Raw genomic sequence first — 20,162 nt, forward strand, 5'->3', positions numbered from 1 at the left:
GAGCCAAGTCCTCTCGAAAGATTGATTCCATGGCTGACACTGCAACGAATCCCGGCACCGATCTCGCCTCCGAGCTGCGCGCCGACGTCCGCCGGGTGTCCACCCTCCTCGGCGAATCCCTGGTCCGCCAGCACGGGCCCGAGCTCCTGGACCTGGTGGAGCAGGTGCGCCTGCTGACCAAGGAATCCAAGGAAGCCGCCCGGGGAGGTGCGGATGCCACCGGGCCGTGGAGCTCGTACGACGTCGTCGCCCAGGTGCGCGAACTGCTCGGTTCCCTGCCCCTTGAGCAGGCGACCGACCTGGTCCGCGCCTTCGCGTTCTACTTCCACCTGGCCAACGCCGCCGAGCAGGTGCACCGGGTCCGCGGACTGCGCACCCGGCAGGAAAAGGACGGCTGGCTGGCCAAGGCTGTCACCGACATCGCCGGCCAGGCCGGGCCCTCGGTGCTGCAGGAAGTCGTGAACGAACTCGACGTCCGCCCCATCTTCACCGCGCACCCCACCGAAGCCTCCCGCCGCTCCGTGCTGGACAAGGTCCGCCGGCTCTCCGACATCCTCGCCGAGAGCACCGCGGAGGGCACGTCCGCCCGCCGCCGCCAGGACCGCCAGCTCGCCGAGGTGATCGACCAGATGTGGCAGACGGACGAACTCCGCCAGGTCCGGCCCACCCCGGTGGACGAGGCCCGGAACGCGATCTACTACCTCACCGGCATCCTGGGCGACGCCATGCCGGAGATGCTCTCGGACCTCTCCGAACTGCTCGCCGAACACGGTGTCAGCCTCCCCGTGGAGAAGGCACCCATCCGTTTCGGCTCCTGGATCGGCGGCGACCGGGACGGCAACCCCAACGTCACCGCAGCCGTCACCCGCGAAATCCTGCAGATCCAGAACCAGCACGCCGTGCGGATCAGCATCGGCCTGATCGACGGGCTGATCTCCATCCTGTCCAACTCGACCGCGCTCGCCGGGGCGGACCAGGAGCTGCTGGACTCGATCGACGTCGACCTCAAAAACCTCCCGGGCCTGGACCGCCGCGTCCTCGAACTGAACGCCCAGGAGCCCTACCGGCTCAAACTCACCTGCATCAAGGCCAAGCTGCTCAACACGGGCCGGCGCGTCGCGGCCGGAGCCGCGCACGAGCCGGGCCGCGACTACACCGCCACCGCTGAGCTCCTCGACGAACTGGGGTTGCTGGAGCGCTCGCTGCGCAACCACCACGCCGCGCTCGCCGCCGACGGCGCCCTGGCCCGGGTGCGGCGCGCCATCGCCTCCTTCGGCCTGCACCTGGCCACCCTCGACATCCGCGAACACGCCGACCACCACCACGACGCTGTCGGGCAGCTGATGGACCGCCTCGGCGGGCCCGGCGTCCGGTACGCGGAACTCAGCCGTTCCGAGCGGCTCGAGGTGCTCGGGTCCGAGCTCGCCTCCCGCCGCCCGCTGTCCGGCCACCCGATCAAGCTCGACGGCGTCGCCGACGGCACCTATGACGTCTTCCGCGAGATCCGGCGTGCCCTGCGCACCTACGGCCCGGACGTGATCGAGACGTACATCATCTCGATGACCCGCGGCGCGGACGACGTCCTGGCCGCGGCGGTGCTGGCCCGCGAGGCCGGCCTGGTCAGCCTCTTCGGCGCGGCCCCGTACGCCAGGATCGGCTTCGCCCCGCTCCTGGAAACCGTGGAGGAACTGCGGGCCTCGGCCGAGATCGTGGACCAGCTGCTCTCCGATTCCTCCTACCGCGAGCTGGTCCGGCTGCGCGGCGACGTCCAGGAAATCATGCTCGGCTACTCGGACTCCAACAAGGAATCCGGTGTGATGACCAGCCAGTGGGAAATCCACAAGACCCAGCGCAAACTCCGGGACATCGCGGCGAAGCACGGCGTCCGGGTGCGCCTGTTCCACGGCCGCGGCGGGTCCGTGGGCCGCGGCGGCGGGCCGACCTACGACGCCATCATGGCCCAGCCGAACGGGGTGCTGGAAGGCGAGATCAAGTTCACCGAACAGGGCGAAGTCATCTCGGACAAGTACTCGCTGCCCGAACTCGCCCGCGAAAACCTGGAGCTGTCGCTCGCGGCGGTCATGCAGGGCTCCGCGCTGCACCGCACGCCGCGCACCTCGGAGGACCAGCGCGAACGCTACGGCCACGTCATGGAGACCATTTCCGACGCCGCCTTCGCCCGTTACCGGACGCTGATCGATGACCCGGACCTGCCGGCCTACTTCATGGCGTCCACCCCGGTGGAACAGCTGGGGTCCCTCAACATCGGTTCCCGGCCGTCCAAGCGGCCCGATTCCGGCGCCGGACTTGAGGGTCTGCGGGCCATCCCGTGGGTGTTCGGCTGGACGCAGTCACGGCAGATCGTCCCGGGCTGGTTCGGCGTCGGCTCCGGGCTCAAGGCCGCCCGCGAGGCCGGCCACTCGGCGCAGCTGGTGGAGATGATGGAGGGCTGGCACTTCTTCCGCTCGGTGCTCTCCAACGTGGAAATGACGCTGGCGAAGACGGACATGGACATCGCCGGCTACTACGTCTCCACCCTGGTCCCGGAGGAGCTCCACCACCTGTTCCGCACCATCCGGGCCGAATACGAGCTGACCGTCACGGAGATCCAGAACCTGACCGGCGAGGACCTGCTGCTTGACGCGCAGCCCACCCTGAAGCGCTCCCTGGAGATCCGGGACCAGTACCTCGACCCGATCAGCTACCTCCAGGTGGAACTGCTGCGCCGGGTCCGTTCCGAGGCCGCCGGGGAGAGCATGCCCAACGGCGAAATTGACGAGCGTCTCCAGCGCGCCATGCTGATCACGGTCAACGGCGTGGCGGCAGGCCTGCGCAACACCGGCTAGATCCGGTGGAGCCGGCCGGTCCAGCTAGGGTTGTTCCATGCCGTCGTTCCAGACCAGACTGAAGATCACCGGGCTCAAGCCGGGCAACCCGCCGGAGTCCGTGATGGCCGCGGCCGTCGAAGCCCTGGAGACGCGGCACCACGTCGAGGCGAACCAGCTGGACCTGGCCGGCGGGGTTCCGCAATTGAACCTGCGCTTCCTGGTCGAGCCCACCTCCTACAGTGGCGAGAACCGCCAGGCGCTGGAGTCGGCGGCGATGATGCGCGACGCCGTCGAACGCGTTGCGGTGACCGGCCACCTGATGGTGCTCCGCCGCAACCGCGGCCGCTGGGCGCCCGTCTAGGCGGGTTCCGCCCCTCAGAAGTCCAGTTCCTCTTCGGGTCCGTCCACCACGGGGGAACGGTTGCCGCGCCTCCGCGTGACGACCACGCCCAGGACGACGCCGATCAGGACCCCCAGGCCGACCCCTATGAGGGAGCTTGCCCAGAACGGCAGCCCGGTGGCTGCCCCGGTGACATAGCCGAGACCAACGGACCAGACGGCCCAGAGGAGACCGCCGACGGCCGCGCACAGGCTGAAACCGCGGGTGGAGACGTTGGCGATGCCGGCCGCGGCCGTCGTCGCCAGCCGTCCGCCCGGGATGAAGCGGATGCCGATGATCGCCCCGTAGGTGGTGGACCGGCCGGCTTTCCCGATCGCGGAGTGCACCGCCCGATGGAACGCGCGGCCCCACCGCCAGCGGTCCAGGGTACGGCTCAGGCGCCGCTTGAAGAGCTGGAACACCAGGATGTCGCCAAGCCACGACGCTGCCGCGGCAAGGAGCACCACCAGGAGGGCGTTGGCGCGCCCGACGGCGGACAGGGCGCCGCCGGTGATCACCACCATTTCGGAAGGCAGGGGCGGGAAAATGGCATCGCCCATAACAACCGGGATGATCCAGAAGTAGATCGCGTCCCTCCAGCCGTCCGCGCTGCCGAAGTCCATGGGCACAAGTTACCGCATTTCCAGCCTGGCGCCCGTCCGTGACGTGGCGCCCGGCCGGCTCGGCCGCGGGACTCCGGGGCGGGCTTAGTTTCCCGAGAGGCCTTAGCGGGCTTCGCTGAGCTCCAGCCCGCTGCGGTACTCCACCGGCCTGGCGGAGATGGGGTCGACGAACCGGATCCCGCGCGCGAGCAGCTGGAGCGGCTTCGAGTAATCGTCCGGCGCCTTGTCCAACAGCTGCGGGTAGAAGGCATCGTTGACGATCCCCAGCCCCAGCGAGGCCATGTGCACGCGGAGCTGGTGGGTCTTGCCCGAGTGCGGCTCGAGCCGGTACAGCGCACGGCGCCCGGTGTCGCCGTCGGCCGCGTTCGTGGTGATGTGGCCGGCGGGCGTTGCCGGGCCGGGCCCGGGGAAGGTCCGCAACCGTTCGATCCGGGTCTCGGCGTTGGGGTCGCCGTCGATCACCTCGGCGAGCAGGTAGCTGCGGGACTTCGTCATCCGGTTCCTGACCACCACGGGGAAATCGGTGGCGGGGTGCCCGGGCGAGGGCTCGGCCGAGGCCACACACTCGTATTCCTTGTGGACATGGCGCTTCTCAAAAAGCACCTGGTACTTGCCCCGGGTCTCGGGATTAGTGGAGAGCAGCAGGATCCCGGCGGTCATGCGGTCCAACCGGTGCATGGGAATGAGGTCCGGCAGGTCCAGCTGGTTCCGGAGCCGCACCAGCGCGGACTCCTGGATGTAGGTGCCGCCGGGGGTGGTGGGCAGGAAGTGCGGCTTGTCCACTACGAGGAGGTGCTCATCCTGGTGCAGGATGTTCAGTTCCACCGGGATCCGGACCTCCGGCGGCAGCGTGCGGTAGTACCAGATGAAGGTGTGGTTCCGCAGCGGGGTGGCGCGGTCCAGGGGGATGCCGGCCTCGCCCACAATCTCGCCGGCGTCGAAGCGGTCCTCGATGCCCTGGGGGTCGATGTGGCCCCAGCGGTGCATCATGTAGTCCATCGCGGTGTCCCAGGGCCCCTCGTCCGGGAGGCGGAGGCGGGTCGCATTGACGCCGTCGCGCACGGGCAGGGGGGATTGCATCACCGGTCCATTCTACTTTGCCGGCCCGCCGCAAAAGTGGGGCTTCCGGCGACCTCGGCGCACCACCCCGACCGACGGTAAAAAAGTTCTTGACAAATAAAACTGTCGGCGACCACACTGGAAGCATGTTGGACATCGAAGTGATCGAGGACCCGGCCGCGGCGGAGGCCTCCCTGGACCCCATCCGGACCCGCATCCTCATGGAACTCGCCGAGCCCGGCTCCGCCACGCAGCTCGCGGCGAAGGTGGGGCTGCCGCGCCAGAAGGTCAACTACCACCTCAAGGCCCTGGAGCGTCACGGGCTGGTGAAACTTGTGGCGGAGCGCCGCAAGGGCAACGTCACGGAGCGCATCCTGCAGGCCAGTGCGGCCTCGTACTTGATTTCCCCGGCGGCTCTGGCCTCCGTTGCCCCGGACCCGCACCGGTTCTCCGACCGGTTTTCGGCCTTCTGGCTGCTGGCGCTTGCCAGCCGCATGGTCCAGGAGATGGGCCGGCTGATCACCGGTGCCGCCGCGGCCAAGCAGCGCCTCGCCACTTTCGCCATCGACGGCGAGATCACCTTCCGCACCGCCGCGGACCGGGCCGCCTTCGCCGAGGAACTTGGCGTCGCCGTGACCCGGCTTGTGGACAAATACCACGACGGCGGACCGGGGACCCCGGCCGACGGCACCCCCGCGGGCGGCGGGCGCAAGCACCGCCTCGTCGTCGCGCTTCACCCGACACTGAAAATGGCAACACCCAAGTCACCCACAACCCCATCAGCTAAGGAGCAGGACAATGACTGACAAGCGAAACTTCGAAATCGTCGTGGATACGGAACTGCCCGCCACCCCGGAACGCGTCTGGGAGGCGGTCACCAAGAACGAAGCCGGCTGGATGTTCCCCACCGACGAGTGGCAGGCCGTGCGGCCCGTGGAAGACTACCCCCGCCACCTGGTGTCCCGGATGGAGGGCCCGGATGGCTGGTTCAACCAGCTGGAGCACGTGCTGGAACCGCTCGGCGGCGGCCGCGCCCGGCTGCACTACGTGCACAGCGGCATCTTCACCGAGAACTGGGACCAGCAGTACGACGGCGCCAGCAAGCACACCGAGTTCTACCTGCACACCCTCGGCCAGTACCTGAAGTACTTTGACGGCCAGCCGGTGGTGTTCACCGACATCCAGGCCCCTCCCGCCTCGGCGGCGCCGGACGGCTTTGTGCGGCTCAAGAGGGCTTTGGGTGTTGAAGGCACGGAGCCCGGCAGCGCCGTGGAGCTGGAGCTCGACGGCGTTGGCCGGCTCTCGGGGGAGGTGGACTTCGCCAACGAGAACTTCCTCGGCCTGCGCACCGCGGACACCCTGTACCGGTTCTTCGGCCGCAACGCCTTTGGCGCCACGGTCGGCATGACGGTCCACGACTTCAGCGGCAGCGGGGATTCCGGTTCCACGGCGAAGGCATGGGGCAGGTTCTTCGAGAAGGCCTTCTCCTAGCTGGTCCGCACCCGCGGCACCCGCCGCCCGCGACCCGGTGCGGCGGGTGTCAGGCGATGGCCGCCGCGGGCGGGGCTCCGAGGCTGCGCCGCAACTGCGGGGACGCCTCCAGCTTGTCTTGGGCGGAACGCAACGCCGCCACCGCGGTCTCGAGCTGCTCCGGAGGCAGCGTAAACGGCACCCGGAGGTAGTGCTCGAAGGCCCCACCCGTGCCGAACCGGGGCCCGGCCGCCAGCCGGATGCCGAAGTCCGGGGCCACCACGGCGAGGGCGGTGCTGATCGGCGCCGGGAGGCGGCACCACACGGACAAGCCGCCGTCGGGCCGTTCGCTCTGCCAGCCCGGCAGCCGTCCGGCGATTAGCTCCAGCAGTGCGTCCCGGTTGTCCCGCAGGGAGGCCAGGCGCGCCGGGAGCGGTTCGGCGAGTGCGTTGACCAGGTGGGCCGCGGCGAGCTGTTCCACCACCGGGCCGCCGAGGTCCATGGTGGTGCGCGCGGCGGCGAACCGCTGGATCAGGGGCTCCTCAGCCCTGATCCAGCCGGTCCGCAGCCCGGCCCAGTGTGACTTGCTGAGGGAGCCGATGGAGACGACGGCGGGGCTGAAGGCGGCCAGCGGAGTGGAGGCGACGCCGTCGAGGTTCAGCTCACGGAGCGTTTCGTCCACGACGAGGACCGTGCCGGCCGCGGCGGCGGCACGGAACAGCCGGCGCCGCTGGGCATCCGGCATCAGACGCCCCGTGGGGTTGTGGAAGTCCGGGACCACGTAGGCCATGGCGGGCCGCTGCTGCCGCAGCGCGGTCTCGATCGCGTCCAGATCCCAGCCCGGACGGCCGCCGGAAGGCGCCCCAGGCTGGGGGTCCGGGTGGGCGGCGGGCATAGCCACCGGCACCAGCCGGCAGCCCGCGGCCCGGATGGCGTCGAGAGCATTCGGGTAGCTGGGATGCTCCACCAGGACCTTGTCGGACCGGCCGGCCAGGGTGCGGAGCACGATGTTCAGCGCGTGCTGCGCGCCGGACGTGACCAGAATCTGCCGCGCGGTGGTGGGCACACCGGCCGCGGAATAGTGCCCGGCGATGGCTTCCCTCAGCGGGTTCACCCCTAGCGCGTCATACCCGAAGCCGGGCAGCAGCGCCGGCAGTTCCGTCAGTGCGGAGGCGAACGCCCGGTGCACCACCTCACCGCTGGCCGGCAGCGAGGCATACGCGAGGTCGAGGACTCCGTCCGGAACGGCCAGGCCGGGAGCGCCGCTGAGATGCGCCCCGCCGCCGCCTCTGCGGCCGCCCGGCGGACCGGACTGCGGGATGCAGGTCCGGCCGCGGCTGCCCTGGCCGCTGCTGAGGAAGCCTTGCTCGCGCAGCAGGGAGTAGGCGGCAGTGACAGTCGTCCGGCTGATGCCGAGCGTCGTGGCCAGGGCCCGTTCGCTGGGCAGTGCGACATCCAGCGGCACACGGCCGTCGAGGACCAGGAGGCGGACGACGTCGGCGAGCTCCCGGTAGGCGGGGGCTGCGCCGAGGTTCCACTCGCCGAGGAGCCGGGCGAGCGAGCTGGGGTTCAGGGATCCGGACATAGAGCCAGTATTTCAAACTGGCTATGGAATGCAATGCCAGTTTTCCGGAAGTATGGGGTGCATGATGACCCGCAGGCTCCTTCAGCTCCTTATAGGCCTCGCCATGTACGGCATATCCCTGGCCATGTTCATCCGCGCCGGCCTCGGGCTGGACCCGTGGGACGTGTTCCACCAGGGCCTCGCGGTCAAGACCGGGCTGAGCATTGGCACGGTGGTGGTGATTGTGAGTTTCCTCGTACTGCTCCTGTGGATTCCGCTGCGGCAGTGGCCCGGCATCGGCACCGTGTGCAACGCCGTGCTGGTGGGCGTCTTCGCCGACGTCGGGCTGGCGCTGATCCCCGAGTTCTCCCACCTCGGCGGTCAGGCCGGCATGCTCGCGGGCGCCATCCTGCTCAACGGGATCGCCTCCGCCTGCTACATCGGTGCCCGGCTGGGTCCCGGCGCACGCGACGGCCTGATGACCGGACTCGCCCGCCGCACGGGCTGGTCCGTCCGCACGTCCCGGACCGGCATTGAAATCGTGGTCCTCGCCGCGGGCTGGCTGCTTGGCGGCTCCGTGGGCATCGGGACCGTGCTTTACGCCCTGGCCATCGGCCCGCTGGTGCAGCTCCTGCTGCCGCGGTTCACCGTCCCGGAGCTGAAGGAGTCCGGCCGGCCGGCGGCGGCAGCTGACCCTGCGGTCGCCGCACCCTAGGTGGTCAGTCCCCACGACCGTTGTATACGGCGCGGGAATTGCCCTTGGGCCGCCGCGGAGTATGGCTAAGCCGGTCCCGTCAGCGGCTGGCACGTCGGGCACCAGTAGATGTCCCGCTCTTCCGTGCCGGTGGCCTTGGCGAGGACTCCTCGCCGCACCGGTGTCCGGCACTTCAGGCACGGCTGGTGTTCGCGCCGGTAGACCCAGTAGCCGGGCAACCCGGAGGTCCGCCCCACGGCAGCGCCGCGCCGGTTCAGGACGGTGGTGCGGCGCCCGGGTCCCAGGTTGGCCTCCAGCAGCACCTTGGCGTGGGTGACCATGGCCGCCACGTCGGGCACTGCCGAGACGGGCGCCGCCGGGTGCACGCCCGAGAGGAAGCAGGCCTCGCAGCGGTAGATGTTGCCGATCCCCGCGAGGTTCCGCTGGTCCAGCAGTGCGACGCCGATCGGAACGTCCGGCGCCGCGCGGATCCGCCGCTCCGCCTCGGCCAGGTCCCAGTCGGGACCCAGCAAATCAGGACCGAGGTGGCCAACAACGGAATCTTCGTCAGAGGTTCGGACCACCTCGAGGATGCCCAGCGAGAATCCGACGGCGTCTGCCGCCGCGGTGCGCAGCACGCAGCGCGCCGTGAACCCGGGCTTCCGCCACCGGCCGCCGGGCGGGTAGACCTGCCAGGTGCCTTCCATCTTGAGGTGGGAATGGATCGTCAGCCGGTCCGGTTCCGCCGGACTGCCACCCCCTCCCCGGGCCGGGCCCTCCAGCCGCATGAGCAGGTGTTTGCCCCGCGGAACCACCTCGGTCACGGTCCAGCCGCCCAGTTTGAGGGTGGCGAACCGGGGTACCCGGAAGTCGGAGGAGATGAGCTGCTGGCCTGCCAGCGCAGCATGCAACTGGGCGGCCGCGCGGAACACCGAATCGCCCTCAGGCACGGATCCTCAGTCCCTTCGGCGTGGAGTACGCGCCGGCGTGGGCCAGGGCGGCGGCGATAGGGGTGTCGAGGATGCCGTGGCCGTTGACCTTTTCCATGATGAGTTTGTCCACCGCACCCCGGGTGACCACGCTGACCAGGGCGGAACCGGCCGCGGCCAGGACCTCTGCGTCATCGCTGAAGGCCAGGAGGGTCTTGCCGCCGCGCTCCACATACAGGGCGAGGGCGCCGTCGACCAGCACCACCAGGGCACCGGCCTTCCGGCCCGGACGGTGGCCGGTTCCGGCTTCGACGTTCAGGGCGGGCCAGGGAAGGGCGGCGCCGTAGGGGTTGGCCGGGTCCGTCGCGGCCAGGGCCAGGGCCACCGGTTCGGGTTTGTGGAGCTGGGTGTCCTCGGCGTAGGAACGCAGCCGGTCCACGGTCGCGGGAACGGCGAACTGCGCCGCGCCCAGGTGTTCGATGAAGTAGCCGCGCCGGCACCGTCCGGCTTCCTCCAGCCGGGCCAGGACCTTGTACATCAGTCCGAAGCCGCCCAGGATGTTCTCGGCCATGACCGAACCGCGGGTGACCACGCCGTACCGGTCCAGCAGGAGTTCGGCGGTGGCCCGGGCGTGGATGGTGGCATCCAGTTCGGGGGCGGGCAGGGCGGACCAGCGGCCGGCCGCCAGCGGGGGAGTGGCTGCCGCGCCGCTGGCGGAGCCGTACCGGCCCCCGGTCAGTCCGGGAGATCCGAGCAAACCGGTCCCGTGGGCGCGTCCCAGCCGGCTCAACCTGGGGGCCCGGGCCCGCGGGGCGCGGGCGACCTGCCGGTGCGCGGTGTGGCCGCCGGCAATCATGGCCCGGACCGGGGCGAAGGTGTCGCCCGTGATCCGGCCCGCCCAGGCGAGGTCCCAGAGCGCTGAGACGACGTCCTGGTCGCTGAGTACCGAGTCCATGCCGCCGGCGACGTCGGTCAGTTGCCGGAAGAAGTAGCCGCCGCCGTTGTTCCGCAGATGGTCCAGCAGCCGCTGCTGCGCGTCGCCGGGCTCGAAGTCGATGGCCGGGTTCAGGGTCAGCTCGGCCGAATCGGCCAGGTGGAGGCTGACCCAGCCGTCGTTGCCGGGGAGCGCACCCGCGCCGGACCAGAGCACCTCGCCGGCAGCCATGAGCTCATCGAGCATGGCGGGCTGGTAGTCGGACACGCGGCTGGCGAGGACCAGGGGTTCCCAGGCGGAGGCCGGAATGGGCACACCGGAGAGCTGGTCGACGGCCGTGATGATCCCGTCCAGTCCGCGCAGCGCCGACTGTCCGCGCCTGCCCGGCACCCGGACGTTCTGCCAGGCCGGCAGGAAACGGCCGTACGCGGCGGCATCCACGGGCTCGACTTCGGCGCGCAGCGCGGCGAGCGAGCGGCGGCGGAGCTTGCGCAGGACTTCGGCATCGCACCATTCACTGACGCCCGCCAGCGACGGGGCCGTGGGCGCGGCGGGGGCCTGGGTCCCGCCGTCGAGGCCGGAAGCTGCGTCGCCGTCGCTGTCGGCTTCCGGACCCTGAGCCGGTGCCGGCGGGGGAGCGGCGTGCGGGCGGAACTCGCCTTCCACCACCCGTCCGTCCGCGGCGAGCCGCTTCAGGGCGGTGCCGACGACGGCGACGCCGAGTCCCAGCCGGGCGGCGGCCTCCGCGGAGGTGAACGGCCCGTGGGTGCGGGCATAGCGCGAGACGAGGTCGCCCAGTGGATCGGCGACCGGCTCGATGAAGGCCAGCGGCACCCCCATCGGCAGCGGGACGCCAAGGGCGTCGCGCAGCCGGGCGGCGTCCTCCACCGCGGCGTAGCGCTCGGCGCCGCCGATGTTGACCTTGATGGCGCGGTTGGCACGCTGGAGCGCCACCAGATGCGCGGTTGCATCGGCGACGGGGGCCACGCTCTCGACCAACGGCCCACTTTCCGGAGCCTCATCAAGGCCCGTCTCCGGGCCCGGCACTGCCGCCGCGACAAGCCCTGCCTCCGCGGCAAGTCCTACCTCCGGGCCGGTCCCCGCCGCCGGTTCGAGCCGGGCGGCGACGTCCTCCGGGGTCAGCGGGCCGAGCAGGCGAAGCAGGTCCGCGACCCCTTCCAGCCCGCGTACCTTCCGGTCCGGGGCGAGCCGCTGCAGCTCCCGCTCGGTGGCGTCAATGACGTCGGCGTCGAGCAGCTCGCGCAGCTCGACCCGGCCGAGGAGCTCGTTGAGCAGGGTCGAATCCAGTGCCAGCGCGGCGGCCCGCCGCTCGGCCAGGGGGGAATCGCCCTCGTACAGGAACTGCGCGACGTAGCCGAAGAGCAGGGACTTGGCGAACGGTGAGGGCTGCTGGGTAGTGGTCTGCAGGATCCGCAGCTCCCGGCGCTCGATCGACGCCGCAATGTCCTTCAGCGCCGGAAGGTCGTAGACATCCTGCAGGCATTCGCGGACGGTCTCGAGCACGATCGGGAACGTGGGGTATTTCCGGGCGACGTCCAGCAGCTGGGCGGAACGCTGGCGCTGCTGCCACAGGGGCTGCCGTTTGCCAGGGTTCTGGCGGGGGAGCAGCAGGGCCCTCGCGGCGCACTCACGGAAGCGGGAGGCGAAGAGGGCGCTGCCGCCGACCTCCGCCGTCACGATCTGTTCGAGTTCCTCCGGGTCGAACAGGAACAGCTCGGCGCCGGGCGGCTCGTCCTCCATCATGGGCACGCGCAGCACAATACCGTCGTCGGCTGCCATCGCGGAGCCGTCCATGCCGTAGCGCTGGTGCAGCCGCTGCCCGACGGCGAGGGCCCACGGCGCGTGCACGGGCATGCCGAAGGGGCTGTGCAGCACCACCCGCCAGTCGCCGAGTTCGTCGTGGAAGCGCTCCACCACGAGGGTGGTGTCGCTGGGGACCACCTCGGTGGCCAGCTTCTGCTCGGCGAGATACTGGATCAGGTTGTTGGCGGCGAAATCGTCCAGGCCGCTGGCCTTGCAGCGTTCCGTGGCCGGCCCGACGTCGGACGCGGACAGTTCCCGCACGAACGCGCCCAGGGCGCGGCCGAGGTCCACCGGGCGGCCGAGGGAGTCGCCCTTCCAGAACGGAAGTTTCCCCGGCTGGCCGAAAGCGGGGGAAACCAGCACCCGGTCGTGGGTGATGTCCTCGATTTTCCAGCTGGTGGCGCCGAGGGCGAACACGTCGCCGACCCGGGATTCGTAGACCATTTCCTCGTCGAGTTCGCCGACCCGGCGGCCGCCCTTGGCTGCGGCGGCGGCAGGACTGGCCGCCCGGCCGTCGCCGCTGGCGGAGCCCGCGGATCCGGAGGAACCGGTCCCTTCCGTTTCGGTGCCGATGATGTAGACGCCGAAGAGCCCGCGGTCCGGGATGGTGCCGCCGGAGGTGACTGCCAGCCGCTGGGCGCCGGGGCGGCCCTCGATGGTGCCGGCATTGCGGTCCCAGATAATCCGGGGCCGCAGCTCCGCGAATTCGTCGGAGGGGTAGCGTCCGGCGAGCAGGTCCAGGGTGGCCTCGAAAGCGGAGCGCGGGAGGGAAGCGAACGGCGCAGACCGGCGCACCGTGGCGAACCAGTCCTCCACATCGATGGAACCCAGTGCCGTGGCCGCGACGGTCTGCTGGGCCAGGATGTCCAGCGGATTCGCCGGGACGAAGAGCCGTTCGATCTTGCCGGCGAGCATCCGCTCCACGGTGATGGTGGTGTGCACCAGGTCTGCGCGGTGTTTGGGGAACAGGACGCCCTGGGAGATCTCGCCGACCTGGTGACCGGCGCGGCCCACCCGCTGCAGCCCGCTGGCCACGGAGGGCGGGGATTCCACCTGCACCACGAGGTCCACGGCACCCATGTCGATGCCCAGTTCCAGGGAGGACGTGGCCACGACGCAGCGCAGCCGGCCGGATTTCAGGTCGTCCTCGATCAGGGCCCGCTGGTCCTTGGAGACCGAGCCGTGGTGGGCCCGGGCCAGGACCGGATCGGCCCCGGCGGTGCTGCCGGCCTGGGCCATCATGTGCGCCGGTGTCGCGGTGGACGCCGGCACTGCGGTGGAGGCTGGCAGCACGGGAGCGCCTCCCGGTGCACCCGCGGACACGGGCTCGAGATCGGGTGCCCCGGCGCCAGACCCGCCCCAGCCGCCGCCCTCGGCCATCAGCTGCCGCTCGGCGTAGATCTCATTGAGCCGGGCGGTCAGGCGTTCGGCGAGCCGGCGCGAATTGGCGAACACAATGGTGGACTGGTTGGCCAGCACCAGGTCCACGATCTTCTCCTCCACGTGCGGCCAGATCGATGCCTGCGGCTGGAGCCCGGACGCCGCACCGGAGTCGAACGCGCCGGCAGCGCCCTGCAGGTCGGACATGTCCTCCACCGGGACGGAGACCGTCAGGTCCCAGGTCTTTTTCGAGGGCGGGGCCACGATTTCCACCGGTGCGGAGCCGGCGAGGAACTGCGCCACCAGCTCCTTGGGCTCGACGGTGGCCGAGAGTCCGATCCGCTGGGCGGGTTTCGGGAGCAGGGCGTCGAGGCGTTCCAGGGACACGGCCAGATGGGCGCCGCGTTTGGTGCCGGCGACGGCGTGGACCTCGTCGACAATGATGGTGTCCACCTCGCTCAGCGTCTCCCGCGCCTTGGAGGTGAGCATCAGGAAGAGCGATTCGGGCGTGGTGATGAGGATGTCCGGCGGGCTGCTCAGCAGCGAGCGGCGGTCCGACGCCGGGGTGTCACCGGAGCGGACGCCCACTGTGATCAGCGGTGCGGGCAGGTCCAGGCGTTTGGCGGTCTGGGTGATGCCGATCAGCGGGGCGCGCAGATTGCGTTCGACGTCGACGCCGAGCGCCTTGAGCGGCGAGATGTACAGCACCTTGGTCTTGCGTTTGGGCGCCTTTCGCCGGGCGCCTTTGGCGGTGTCCAGGCCGGGGAGTTCTTTGGGTTCGGCGGGGGCTGCGACGAGCAGCCGGTCGAGCGCCCAGAGAAAGGCCGCGAGCGTCTTGCCGGAACCGGTGGGGGCGACCACGAGCGCGTGGGCGCCGGAGGAAATCGCGTTCCAGGCGCCGTTCTGGGCCGGCGTGGGCGCACTGAATGCACCCAGGAACCAGTCCCGGGTTGGCCGGCTGAACCGGTCCATGGCCTCGGCCGCAAGTGTGCCGCCGGCGAGCTCCTGCCCCTTCATTCCTCCATCATGCCTTAACCCGCCGACAGGAAATGGCGGGCCCCGCGCGGTCGAAGTCTGCGGCCGCAGCCCGGTTGCCCGGGCGGGCAGAGACCCGTGGTCGAGCTGCCGCCCGGCCGGGGCGCCTGGCGCCGGCAGTGGCGGCCGGAGTTACTGGAAAACGCCGATGGTGAGCAGCCGGGTTTCGGCGTCGCTGCAGGCGTCCCGGGGCTGGGCGACGAACAGCGAGGCGGTGTCTTCGGGCGGGTAGATGCGGAAGCCGGCGGCGGTGGCCATCGTGCAGTCGGGGTGGTTGGCCGCCTGGCTGTAGCGCAGTGTGGCGGCGCCGGCCTGCCCCGGCGCGAGCTCGAGGTCGGGGGCCGGCGTTGACTCGTCCCGGGTTGCCGCGGCTCCGATCGGGGCACCGTTGGCGTCGGCGGTGAGGGAGACGCCGGCAAAGCCCCTCAGCACGCACGGCTCGGTGCCGGAGTTTGTCAGGATCAGCTTCATGTAGACGCTGCCGGCGGCACCGCCGCCGGTGGAATCGATAGTGGCCGTCAGGCCCGCGGCCTTGCAGAGTGCAGGCGCGGCAGGTGTGGACGCTGCCGGCGCGGGGGCCGACGAGGCGGGGCCGGTGGCCGTGCCGGAGGCGGCAGGCTGGCTGGCGGTGGCGGTGGCGGTGGGGGAGGATGCCGGGGTGCTGGAGGTCTGGGCCTGCGGCGTGCCGGTGCCGCAACCGGCAAGTAAAAGTGCCGCCGCGGCTGCCGCCGTCGTGAATACCAGTCTGGTGTTGATTCGCTGAGCCGTCATGGCACAACCTTCACGTCCGTTGTGGCCTGAGTCAACGATGCCACGACGACGGCGCACGATTGATGCCCGGATTGTGATTTCCGGGCATCAATCGAGGTCAGCTACTCCTTGGCTGCCGGGTTGGACCCGGAGCCGGGTGCCGAAACGCGGACCGGCGCGGGGGTGTTGCCCCGGCTGCGGGCCAGGGCGAGGCCGCCGAGGACGAGGCCGCCGACGCCGGCCACCAGACCGGCCCAGCTGCGTGCCTGGACGCCGTCGTCGTTCACCGAGGCGGCCTGGACCGTCTCCGGTGTGGTGTCCGACGCGCTGGCGGCCTGGGCGCCGTGGCCGTCTGCCGCAGCGGCAGTCGTGACCGTCACGGAGGGTGCCGGCGCCTTGAGGGAGTGCGGATCCTGCCCCTCGGCGGGGAGCTCGGACCAGTCGGTCTGACCCTCCTCGCAGTTCTGAAAGGTCGGGAAGTACAGGGTTTTCCCCGCGGCGTCGGGCAGTTTCACGGAGAGCACCAGGGCATCGCGGAGCGCGGGCTCCAGGGGTGCCTTGGCGGTGTAGACGATCTGGCTGGTCCGCTTGGTGATGGAGGTCCCGTCTGCGAGTTTCTTCGGTTCGGCCAGCTGTTCTGTGATTTTCGCGGCTGTCCAGTTGGGGTTGACCGTGGGCTGGGCATCGTTGAGTTCGGCGGGGAGGGTAATGGTCACCTTCGTGGTGCCGGACTCCTCGCAACCGTGTGGGATCCCGAAGGTCAGCAGGGCGTAGGAGTTCGCGGCGGTCTTGTCCGGAGTGACACCGACGTGCGCCGAGGCGCCGGAAATCCCGGCGAGTATCAGGGCCGCGGTAACGCCGGCCACCGCGGTGGCGGTGAGGGTGCGGCGCAGGACGGAAGTGGATGCAGTTTTCACAGCTTGCCTTTCAGGCGTGCGCTGCCCGCGGGCGGGCGCACAAAATGGGGAAGGTGGCGCGGCGGCTGGTCCGGACCCGAGATTGGGTCATCGGACGTGAGGGCACCGGCTGGGCCGCGGCCGGGGAAAGAGTCAGGAAAGTACGACGGCGGCGGGCGGCCCGCGGCGGCAATCGCGCCGGAGGTTCCGCCACGGCAGCGGAACCGACTCCGCCGGCCAGCCGGCGGCTGCCGGCACCGCAACGGCGTCGGGCATTACCGGGGCAGGGAGCCGGAGCAACGGGCGGAGCCAAGCCGCCAGGGACCACAGAGCCGCCTCGCCCCGGGCGAGGAGGAAGGCACAAAGGAGCGTTGCGAGGGCGTGGCCGGCCAGCATCAGCAGGGAAAGTCCCGAATCCAGTCCCGACACCGCGAGCGGGATGTCGGCACCGGCGGGGAGCGGAACCGGCCCGGCGTGGTGCGGCGTGAAGTCGCCCGCCGGTCCTGGCACGGGGCCGGCCAGGGCGGGGGCGCTGAACGCGGTGAAGGCCTCGTGCAGCACAAGTTGTCCCGCGCCGAGCAGCCCCGCCAGGGCCGGGAGGTTCAGCCTCAGCCGGGTGGCGGTGGTGGAAGCCAGCCCGGTCAGCGCCAGCAGGGCCAGCAGGATGCCGGGGGAAGGCAACTGTCCGCCGGCCAGCGTGTGCGCGCCCGTTGCCAGGGAAAGGACCGTGAGTGCCACCATGGCCGAGCGCAGGGCGTGGAAGGGTGCTCTGGCGGCTGTGCGCACGGAACACTCCCTTCACCAGCGGCGGCCATGGTTGCCCGCGCGGCGCTACCGGCCGCGGGCTGTCCCCGATTCTACCGGCGCGTTCTATCGGGCCGCGAAGGCGGCCCGGACGGTGTCAGTCGGTCTCGGGACCCGAGCAGAAGTGGCAGTCGTCCGGGCACGGTGCGTCGGCCGGGAGGTCCGCAAGGAGTTCCTCAAGCCGGTCGCCGGTTCGTACGTTGGGCCAAAATCCGGGGGCGCCGTTGGCCCGATCCTGCTGCAAAGTCACGTTGTGTCCTGAACGTCATTGGTGCGGAACGCTGATGGTCCTTAGCTAACCGCGTGCGGGGGCCGCTGCTCAATGGACCAATTGACGGCGACGCCGGCCCCGTCTTGTGCAGGCGTCCAGCAGCTGTTCGGGATTCCGGCTCCCCGGCCACGCCGTGCCGTGGCGATGGGCGAGCTGCCCGGCACAAAGAGATACCCCAGTCCGAGGACCGGGGTATCTCCGCTGCCGGCGTGGTGTCAGTTCACCGCGTCTATCAACCGTGCCGGGTGGCTACGCGTGTTGACCGTCTCAGCTCGCTGCGGCCTCGGCGATGGCGGCCGCTCCGGCGAGCCTGATCCAGGTGTCCACCACGGTGTCGGGGTTCAGCGAGACGGAGTCGATGCCTTCCTCGACCAGCCATTCCGCGAAGTCCGCGTGGTCGCTGGGCCCCTGGCCGCAGATGCCCACGTACTTGCCGCGCGCCTTGCACGCCTTGATGGCCATGCTCAGGAGCTTCTTGACGGCAGGGTTGCGCTCGTCGAAGCTGGCCGCGACGATGGCCGAATCCCGGTCCAGGCCCAGGGTCAGCTGGGTCATGTCGTTGGAGCCGATGGAGAAACCGTCGAAGTAGTCCAGAAACTCGTCGGCCAGCAGGGCGTTGGACGGCAGTTCGCACATCATGATGACCTCGAGGCCGTTTTCGCCGCGGCGCAGTCCGTTCTCGGCGAGCAGGTCGATCACGCCGCTGGCCTCATCCACAGTGCGCACGAACGGGATCATCAGCTTGACGTTGGTCAGGCCCATCTCGTTGCGGACGAAGGACAGGGCCTCGCATTCCAGGTCGAAGCAGTCCCGGAAGGACGGCTCCAGGTACCGGGAGGCGCCGCGGAAGCCGATCATCGGGTTCTCTTCATGCGGCTCGTAGGCGGGCCCGCCGACGAGGTTGGCGTACTCGTTGGACTTGAAGTCGGACATCCGAACAATCACCGGCTCCGGCGCGAACGCCGCGGCGATGGTCGCCACCCCTTCGGCCAGGCGCTTGATGTAGTAGTCGCGCGGGCTGTCATAGGCGGCGATCCGCTCCCGGATTTCGGCGATGACCTCGTCCGGCTGCTCGTCCAGGTTCAGCAATGCCTTGGGGTGGATGCCGATCTGCCGGTTGATGATGAATTCCAGCCGGGCCAGGCCCACGCCGTGGTTGGGCAGCTGCGCAAAGGTGAAGGCCTGCTCGGGGGTGCCGACATTCATCATGACCTTGACCGGGGCCTCGGGCAGCTGGGTGATCTCGGTTTCCTCGACGCTGAAGTCCAGGAGGCCCTCGTAGATGACGCCGGTCTCGCCGTCGGCGCAGGAGACGGTCACCTCGAGTCCGTCGGAGAGCACGTCGGTCGCGGCGCCGGTGCCGACGACGGCCGGAATCCCCAGTTCCCGGGCGATGATCGCCGCGTGGCAGGTGCGGCCGCCGCGGTTGGTCACAATGGCGGAGGCGCGCTTCATGATCGGTTCCCAGTCCGGGTCGGTCATGTCCGCGACGAGGACGTCGCCGGTCTTGAACGCGGCCATCTGGTCGATCGACGTGAGGATGCGGACGCTGCCGGCGCCGATCCGCTGGCCGATGGCGCGGCCCTCGACCAGGACCTTGCCGGTCCCGTTGAGCCGGAAGCGGCTCAGGCTGCCGGAGGTCCTGCGGGACTGCACGGTTTCCGGGCGTGCCTGCAGAATGTACAGGCCGCCGTCGATCCCGTCCTTGCCCCATTCGATGTCCATCGGGCGCTTGTAGTGGTTCTCGATGGCGACGGCGTGGCGGGCCAGCTGCTCGACGTCGTCGTCCGTGAGGCTGAAGCGGTTCCGCAGGGAGGCCTCGACCGGCACGAAGTCAATGGTGTGGCCGATTTCGCGGTTGCTCGTGTAGGTCATCTGGAGCGCCTTTTCGCCCAGTCCGCGCTTGAGGATGGCCGGGCGGCCTGCCTCCAGGGCGGGCTTGTAGACGTAGAACTCGTCCGGGTTGACGGCTCCCTGGACGACGGCCTCGCCGAGGCCATAGGAGGAGGTGACGAAGACGGCGTCCTGGAACCCGGATTCGGTGTCCATGGTGAACATAACGCCGGAAGCGCCGACGTCGGAACGAACCATGCGCTGGACGCCCGCCGAGAGCGCCACTTCGGCGTGCTCGAACTTGTGGTGCACCCGGTAGGCGATGGCCCGGTCGTTGTAGAGGGACGCGAAGACGTCCTTGATGGCCACCAGGATGTTCTCGATCCCGCGGACGTTCAGGAACGTTTCCTGCTGCCCGGCGAAGGAGGCGTCCGGGAGGTCTTCCGCCGTCGCGCTGGAGCGGACGGCCCAGGAGAGGTCCTCGGAGCCGCCGTGCTTGTCCACCAGCTTCTGGTACGAGGCGCGGATCTGCGCCTCAAAGTCCGGCAGGAAGGGCGTCTCGCGCATCAGCCCGCGGATTTCCTTGCCCGCGGCCGCCAGGGCCGTCACATCGTCGGTGTCCAGGCCGACCAGCCGGTCGGCGATCTTCTGGTCCAGACCGGAGTCGGCGAGGAAGCTGCGGTAGGCGTCCGCCGTCGTGGCGAAGCCGTCAGGCACCTGAACGCCGGCAGACGTCAGGTTCTGCACCATCTCGCCGAGGGAGGCGTTTTTGCCGCCCACCCGGTCCAGGTCCTTGAGACCGAGTTCTGAGAACCACAGGATGTCTGTCGTCATGGTTTGCTGCTCCTTTGCAGATGGTGGCATGCGGTATCGCCGCCCCGCGCGGGGC

15 protein-coding genes are annotated in these 20,162 nt (G+C 70.2%); 5 read left to right on the plus strand and 10 right to left on the minus strand.

Annotated features, from left to right (window positions below; all coding sequences use genetic code 11):
* Window positions 1-29: 29 nt before the first annotated feature.
* On the plus strand, window positions 30-2,846 hold the full coding sequence (ppc, locus tag AC50YC_RS10590; protein WP_494953488.1) for a phosphoenolpyruvate carboxylase: 2,817 nt from the start codon (window positions 30-32) through the stop codon (window positions 2,844-2,846).
* Window positions 2,847-2,883: 37 nt separating this feature from the next.
* On the plus strand, window positions 2,884-3,189 hold the full coding sequence (locus AC50YC_RS10595; protein ID WP_354172546.1) for a hypothetical protein: 306 nt from the start codon (window positions 2,884-2,886) through the stop codon (window positions 3,187-3,189).
* Between the two features lie 14 nt (window positions 3,190-3,203).
* Here the strand turns inward: AC50YC_RS10595 and AC50YC_RS10600 are convergent, their stop codons facing one another.
* Together AC50YC_RS10600 and AC50YC_RS10605 are read right to left on the minus strand one after the other, a co-directional pair.
* The gene (locus AC50YC_RS10600; protein ID WP_494953489.1) at window positions 3,204-3,830 is read right to left on the minus strand and encodes a DedA family protein; all 627 of its coding nucleotides are present in this window, start codon (window positions 3,828-3,830) and stop codon (window positions 3,204-3,206) included.
* Window positions 3,831-3,932: 102 nt separating this feature from the next.
* The gene (locus tag AC50YC_RS10605; RefSeq protein WP_494953572.1) at window positions 3,933-4,910 is read right to left on the minus strand and encodes an RluA family pseudouridine synthase; all 978 of its coding nucleotides are present in this window, start codon (window positions 4,908-4,910) and stop codon (window positions 3,933-3,935) included.
* 125 nt (window positions 4,911-5,035) lie between these two features.
* Here AC50YC_RS10605 and AC50YC_RS10610 point away from each other — a divergent pair, with 125 nt between their 5' ends.
* Together AC50YC_RS10610 and AC50YC_RS10615 are read left to right on the plus strand one after the other, a co-directional pair.
* Entirely contained in the window at window positions 5,036-5,695 is a 660-nt protein-coding gene (locus AC50YC_RS10610) for a helix-turn-helix domain-containing protein (RefSeq protein WP_494953490.1), read from the plus strand.
* Window positions 5,688-6,380 (plus strand): SRPBCC family protein, encoded by a 693-nt coding sequence (locus AC50YC_RS10615; RefSeq protein WP_494953491.1) that lies wholly within the window; start codon window positions 5,688-5,690, stop codon window positions 6,378-6,380. Before AC50YC_RS10610 ends, AC50YC_RS10615 begins: the two co-directional genes overlap by 8 nt.
* Before the next feature lie 49 nt (window positions 6,381-6,429).
* On the opposite strand, the gene yczR is transcribed toward AC50YC_RS10615, so the two are convergent.
* Window positions 6,430-7,944, minus strand: a complete 1,515-nt coding sequence (yczR, locus tag AC50YC_RS10620) for a MocR-like transcription factor YczR (protein WP_494953492.1) — start codon at window positions 7,942-7,944, stop codon at window positions 6,430-6,432.
* 61 nt (window positions 7,945-8,005) lie between these two features.
* Between yczR and yczE the strand changes: the two genes are divergently transcribed.
* Window positions 8,006-8,638 (plus strand): membrane protein YczE, encoded by a 633-nt coding sequence (gene yczE / locus AC50YC_RS10625; RefSeq protein WP_494953493.1) that lies wholly within the window; start codon window positions 8,006-8,008, stop codon window positions 8,636-8,638.
* Between the two features lie 65 nt (window positions 8,639-8,703).
* Here yczE and AC50YC_RS10630 read toward each other — a convergent pair whose 3' ends face one another.
* The 7 genes from AC50YC_RS10630 to ppsA all read right to left on the minus strand — a co-directional run bounded on the left by AC50YC_RS10630 (window position 8,704) and on the right by ppsA (window position 20,107).
* Complete coding sequence (locus AC50YC_RS10630) at window positions 8,704-9,567, minus strand: DNA-formamidopyrimidine glycosylase family protein (protein WP_494953494.1); 864 nt, start codon at window positions 9,565-9,567, stop codon at window positions 8,704-8,706.
* Window positions 9,560-14,701, minus strand: coding sequence for an Lhr family helicase (locus AC50YC_RS10635; RefSeq protein ID WP_494953495.1), 5,142 nt, complete (start codon window positions 14,699-14,701; stop codon window positions 9,560-9,562). Before AC50YC_RS10635 ends, AC50YC_RS10630 begins: the two co-directional genes overlap by 8 nt.
* A 150-nt stretch (window positions 14,702-14,851) precedes the next feature.
* The gene (locus tag AC50YC_RS10640) at window positions 14,852-15,490 is read right to left on the minus strand and encodes a DUF4232 domain-containing protein (RefSeq protein ID WP_494953496.1); all 639 of its coding nucleotides are present in this window, start codon (window positions 15,488-15,490) and stop codon (window positions 14,852-14,854) included.
* 101 nt (window positions 15,491-15,591) lie between these two features.
* Window positions 15,592-16,386 carry a YcnI family copper-binding membrane protein gene (locus AC50YC_RS10645; RefSeq protein ID WP_494953497.1) on the minus strand — a complete coding sequence of 265 codons (795 nt, stop codon included), beginning with the start codon at window positions 16,384-16,386 and terminating at the stop codon, window positions 15,592-15,594.
* 132 nt (window positions 16,387-16,518) lie between these two features.
* Window positions 16,519-17,151, minus strand: coding sequence for a hypothetical protein (locus AC50YC_RS10650; RefSeq protein ID WP_494953498.1), 633 nt, complete (start codon window positions 17,149-17,151; stop codon window positions 16,519-16,521).
* A 115-nt stretch (window positions 17,152-17,266) separates the two neighbouring features.
* Window positions 17,267-17,419, minus strand: coding sequence for a hypothetical protein (locus tag AC50YC_RS10655; RefSeq protein ID WP_494953499.1), 153 nt, complete (start codon window positions 17,417-17,419; stop codon window positions 17,267-17,269).
* Window positions 17,420-17,707: 288 nt separating this feature from the next.
* The gene (ppsA, locus tag AC50YC_RS10660; protein ID WP_494953500.1) at window positions 17,708-20,107 is read right to left on the minus strand and encodes a phosphoenolpyruvate synthase; all 2,400 of its coding nucleotides are present in this window, start codon (window positions 20,105-20,107) and stop codon (window positions 17,708-17,710) included.
* Between the last annotated feature and the right edge of the window lie 55 nt (window positions 20,108-20,162).

This window comes from Pseudarthrobacter sp. MDT1-56, assembly GCF_059383555.1.

What these genes read in the sequence shown, in the direction of transcription:
- AC50YC_RS10595 (WP_354172546.1), top strand. Translation starts at nt 2,884, where the DNA reads ATGCCGTCGTTCCAGACCAGACTGAAGATCACCGGGCTCAAGCCGGGC.
- yczE (WP_494953493.1), top strand. Translation starts at nt 8,006, where the DNA reads ATGATGACCCGCAGGCTCCTTCAGCTCCTTATAGGCCTCGCCATGTAC.
- AC50YC_RS10640 (WP_494953496.1), bottom strand. Translation starts at nt 15,490, where the DNA reads ATGACGGCTCAGCGAATCAACACCAGACTGGTATTCACGACGGCGGCA.
- AC50YC_RS10615 (WP_494953491.1), top strand. Translation starts at nt 5,688, where the DNA reads ATGACTGACAAGCGAAACTTCGAAATCGTCGTGGATACGGAACTGCCC.
- AC50YC_RS10635 (WP_494953495.1), bottom strand. Translation starts at nt 14,701, where the DNA reads ATGAAGGGGCAGGAGCTCGCCGGCGGCACACTTGCGGCCGAGGCCATG.
- ppsA (WP_494953500.1), bottom strand. Translation starts at nt 20,107, where the DNA reads ATGACGACAGACATCCTGTGGTTCTCAGAACTCGGTCTCAAGGACCTG.
- AC50YC_RS10605 (WP_494953572.1), bottom strand. Translation starts at nt 4,910, where the DNA reads ATGCAATCCCCCCTGCCCGTGCGCGACGGCGTCAATGCGACCCGCCTC.
- AC50YC_RS10600 (WP_494953489.1), bottom strand. Translation starts at nt 3,830, where the DNA reads ATGGACTTCGGCAGCGCGGACGGCTGGAGGGACGCGATCTACTTCTGG.
- ppc (WP_494953488.1), top strand. Translation starts at nt 30, where the DNA reads ATGGCTGACACTGCAACGAATCCCGGCACCGATCTCGCCTCCGAGCTG.
- AC50YC_RS10610 (WP_494953490.1), top strand. Translation starts at nt 5,036, where the DNA reads ATGTTGGACATCGAAGTGATCGAGGACCCGGCCGCGGCGGAGGCCTCC.
- yczR (WP_494953492.1), bottom strand. Translation starts at nt 7,944, where the DNA reads ATGTCCGGATCCCTGAACCCCAGCTCGCTCGCCCGGCTCCTCGGCGAG.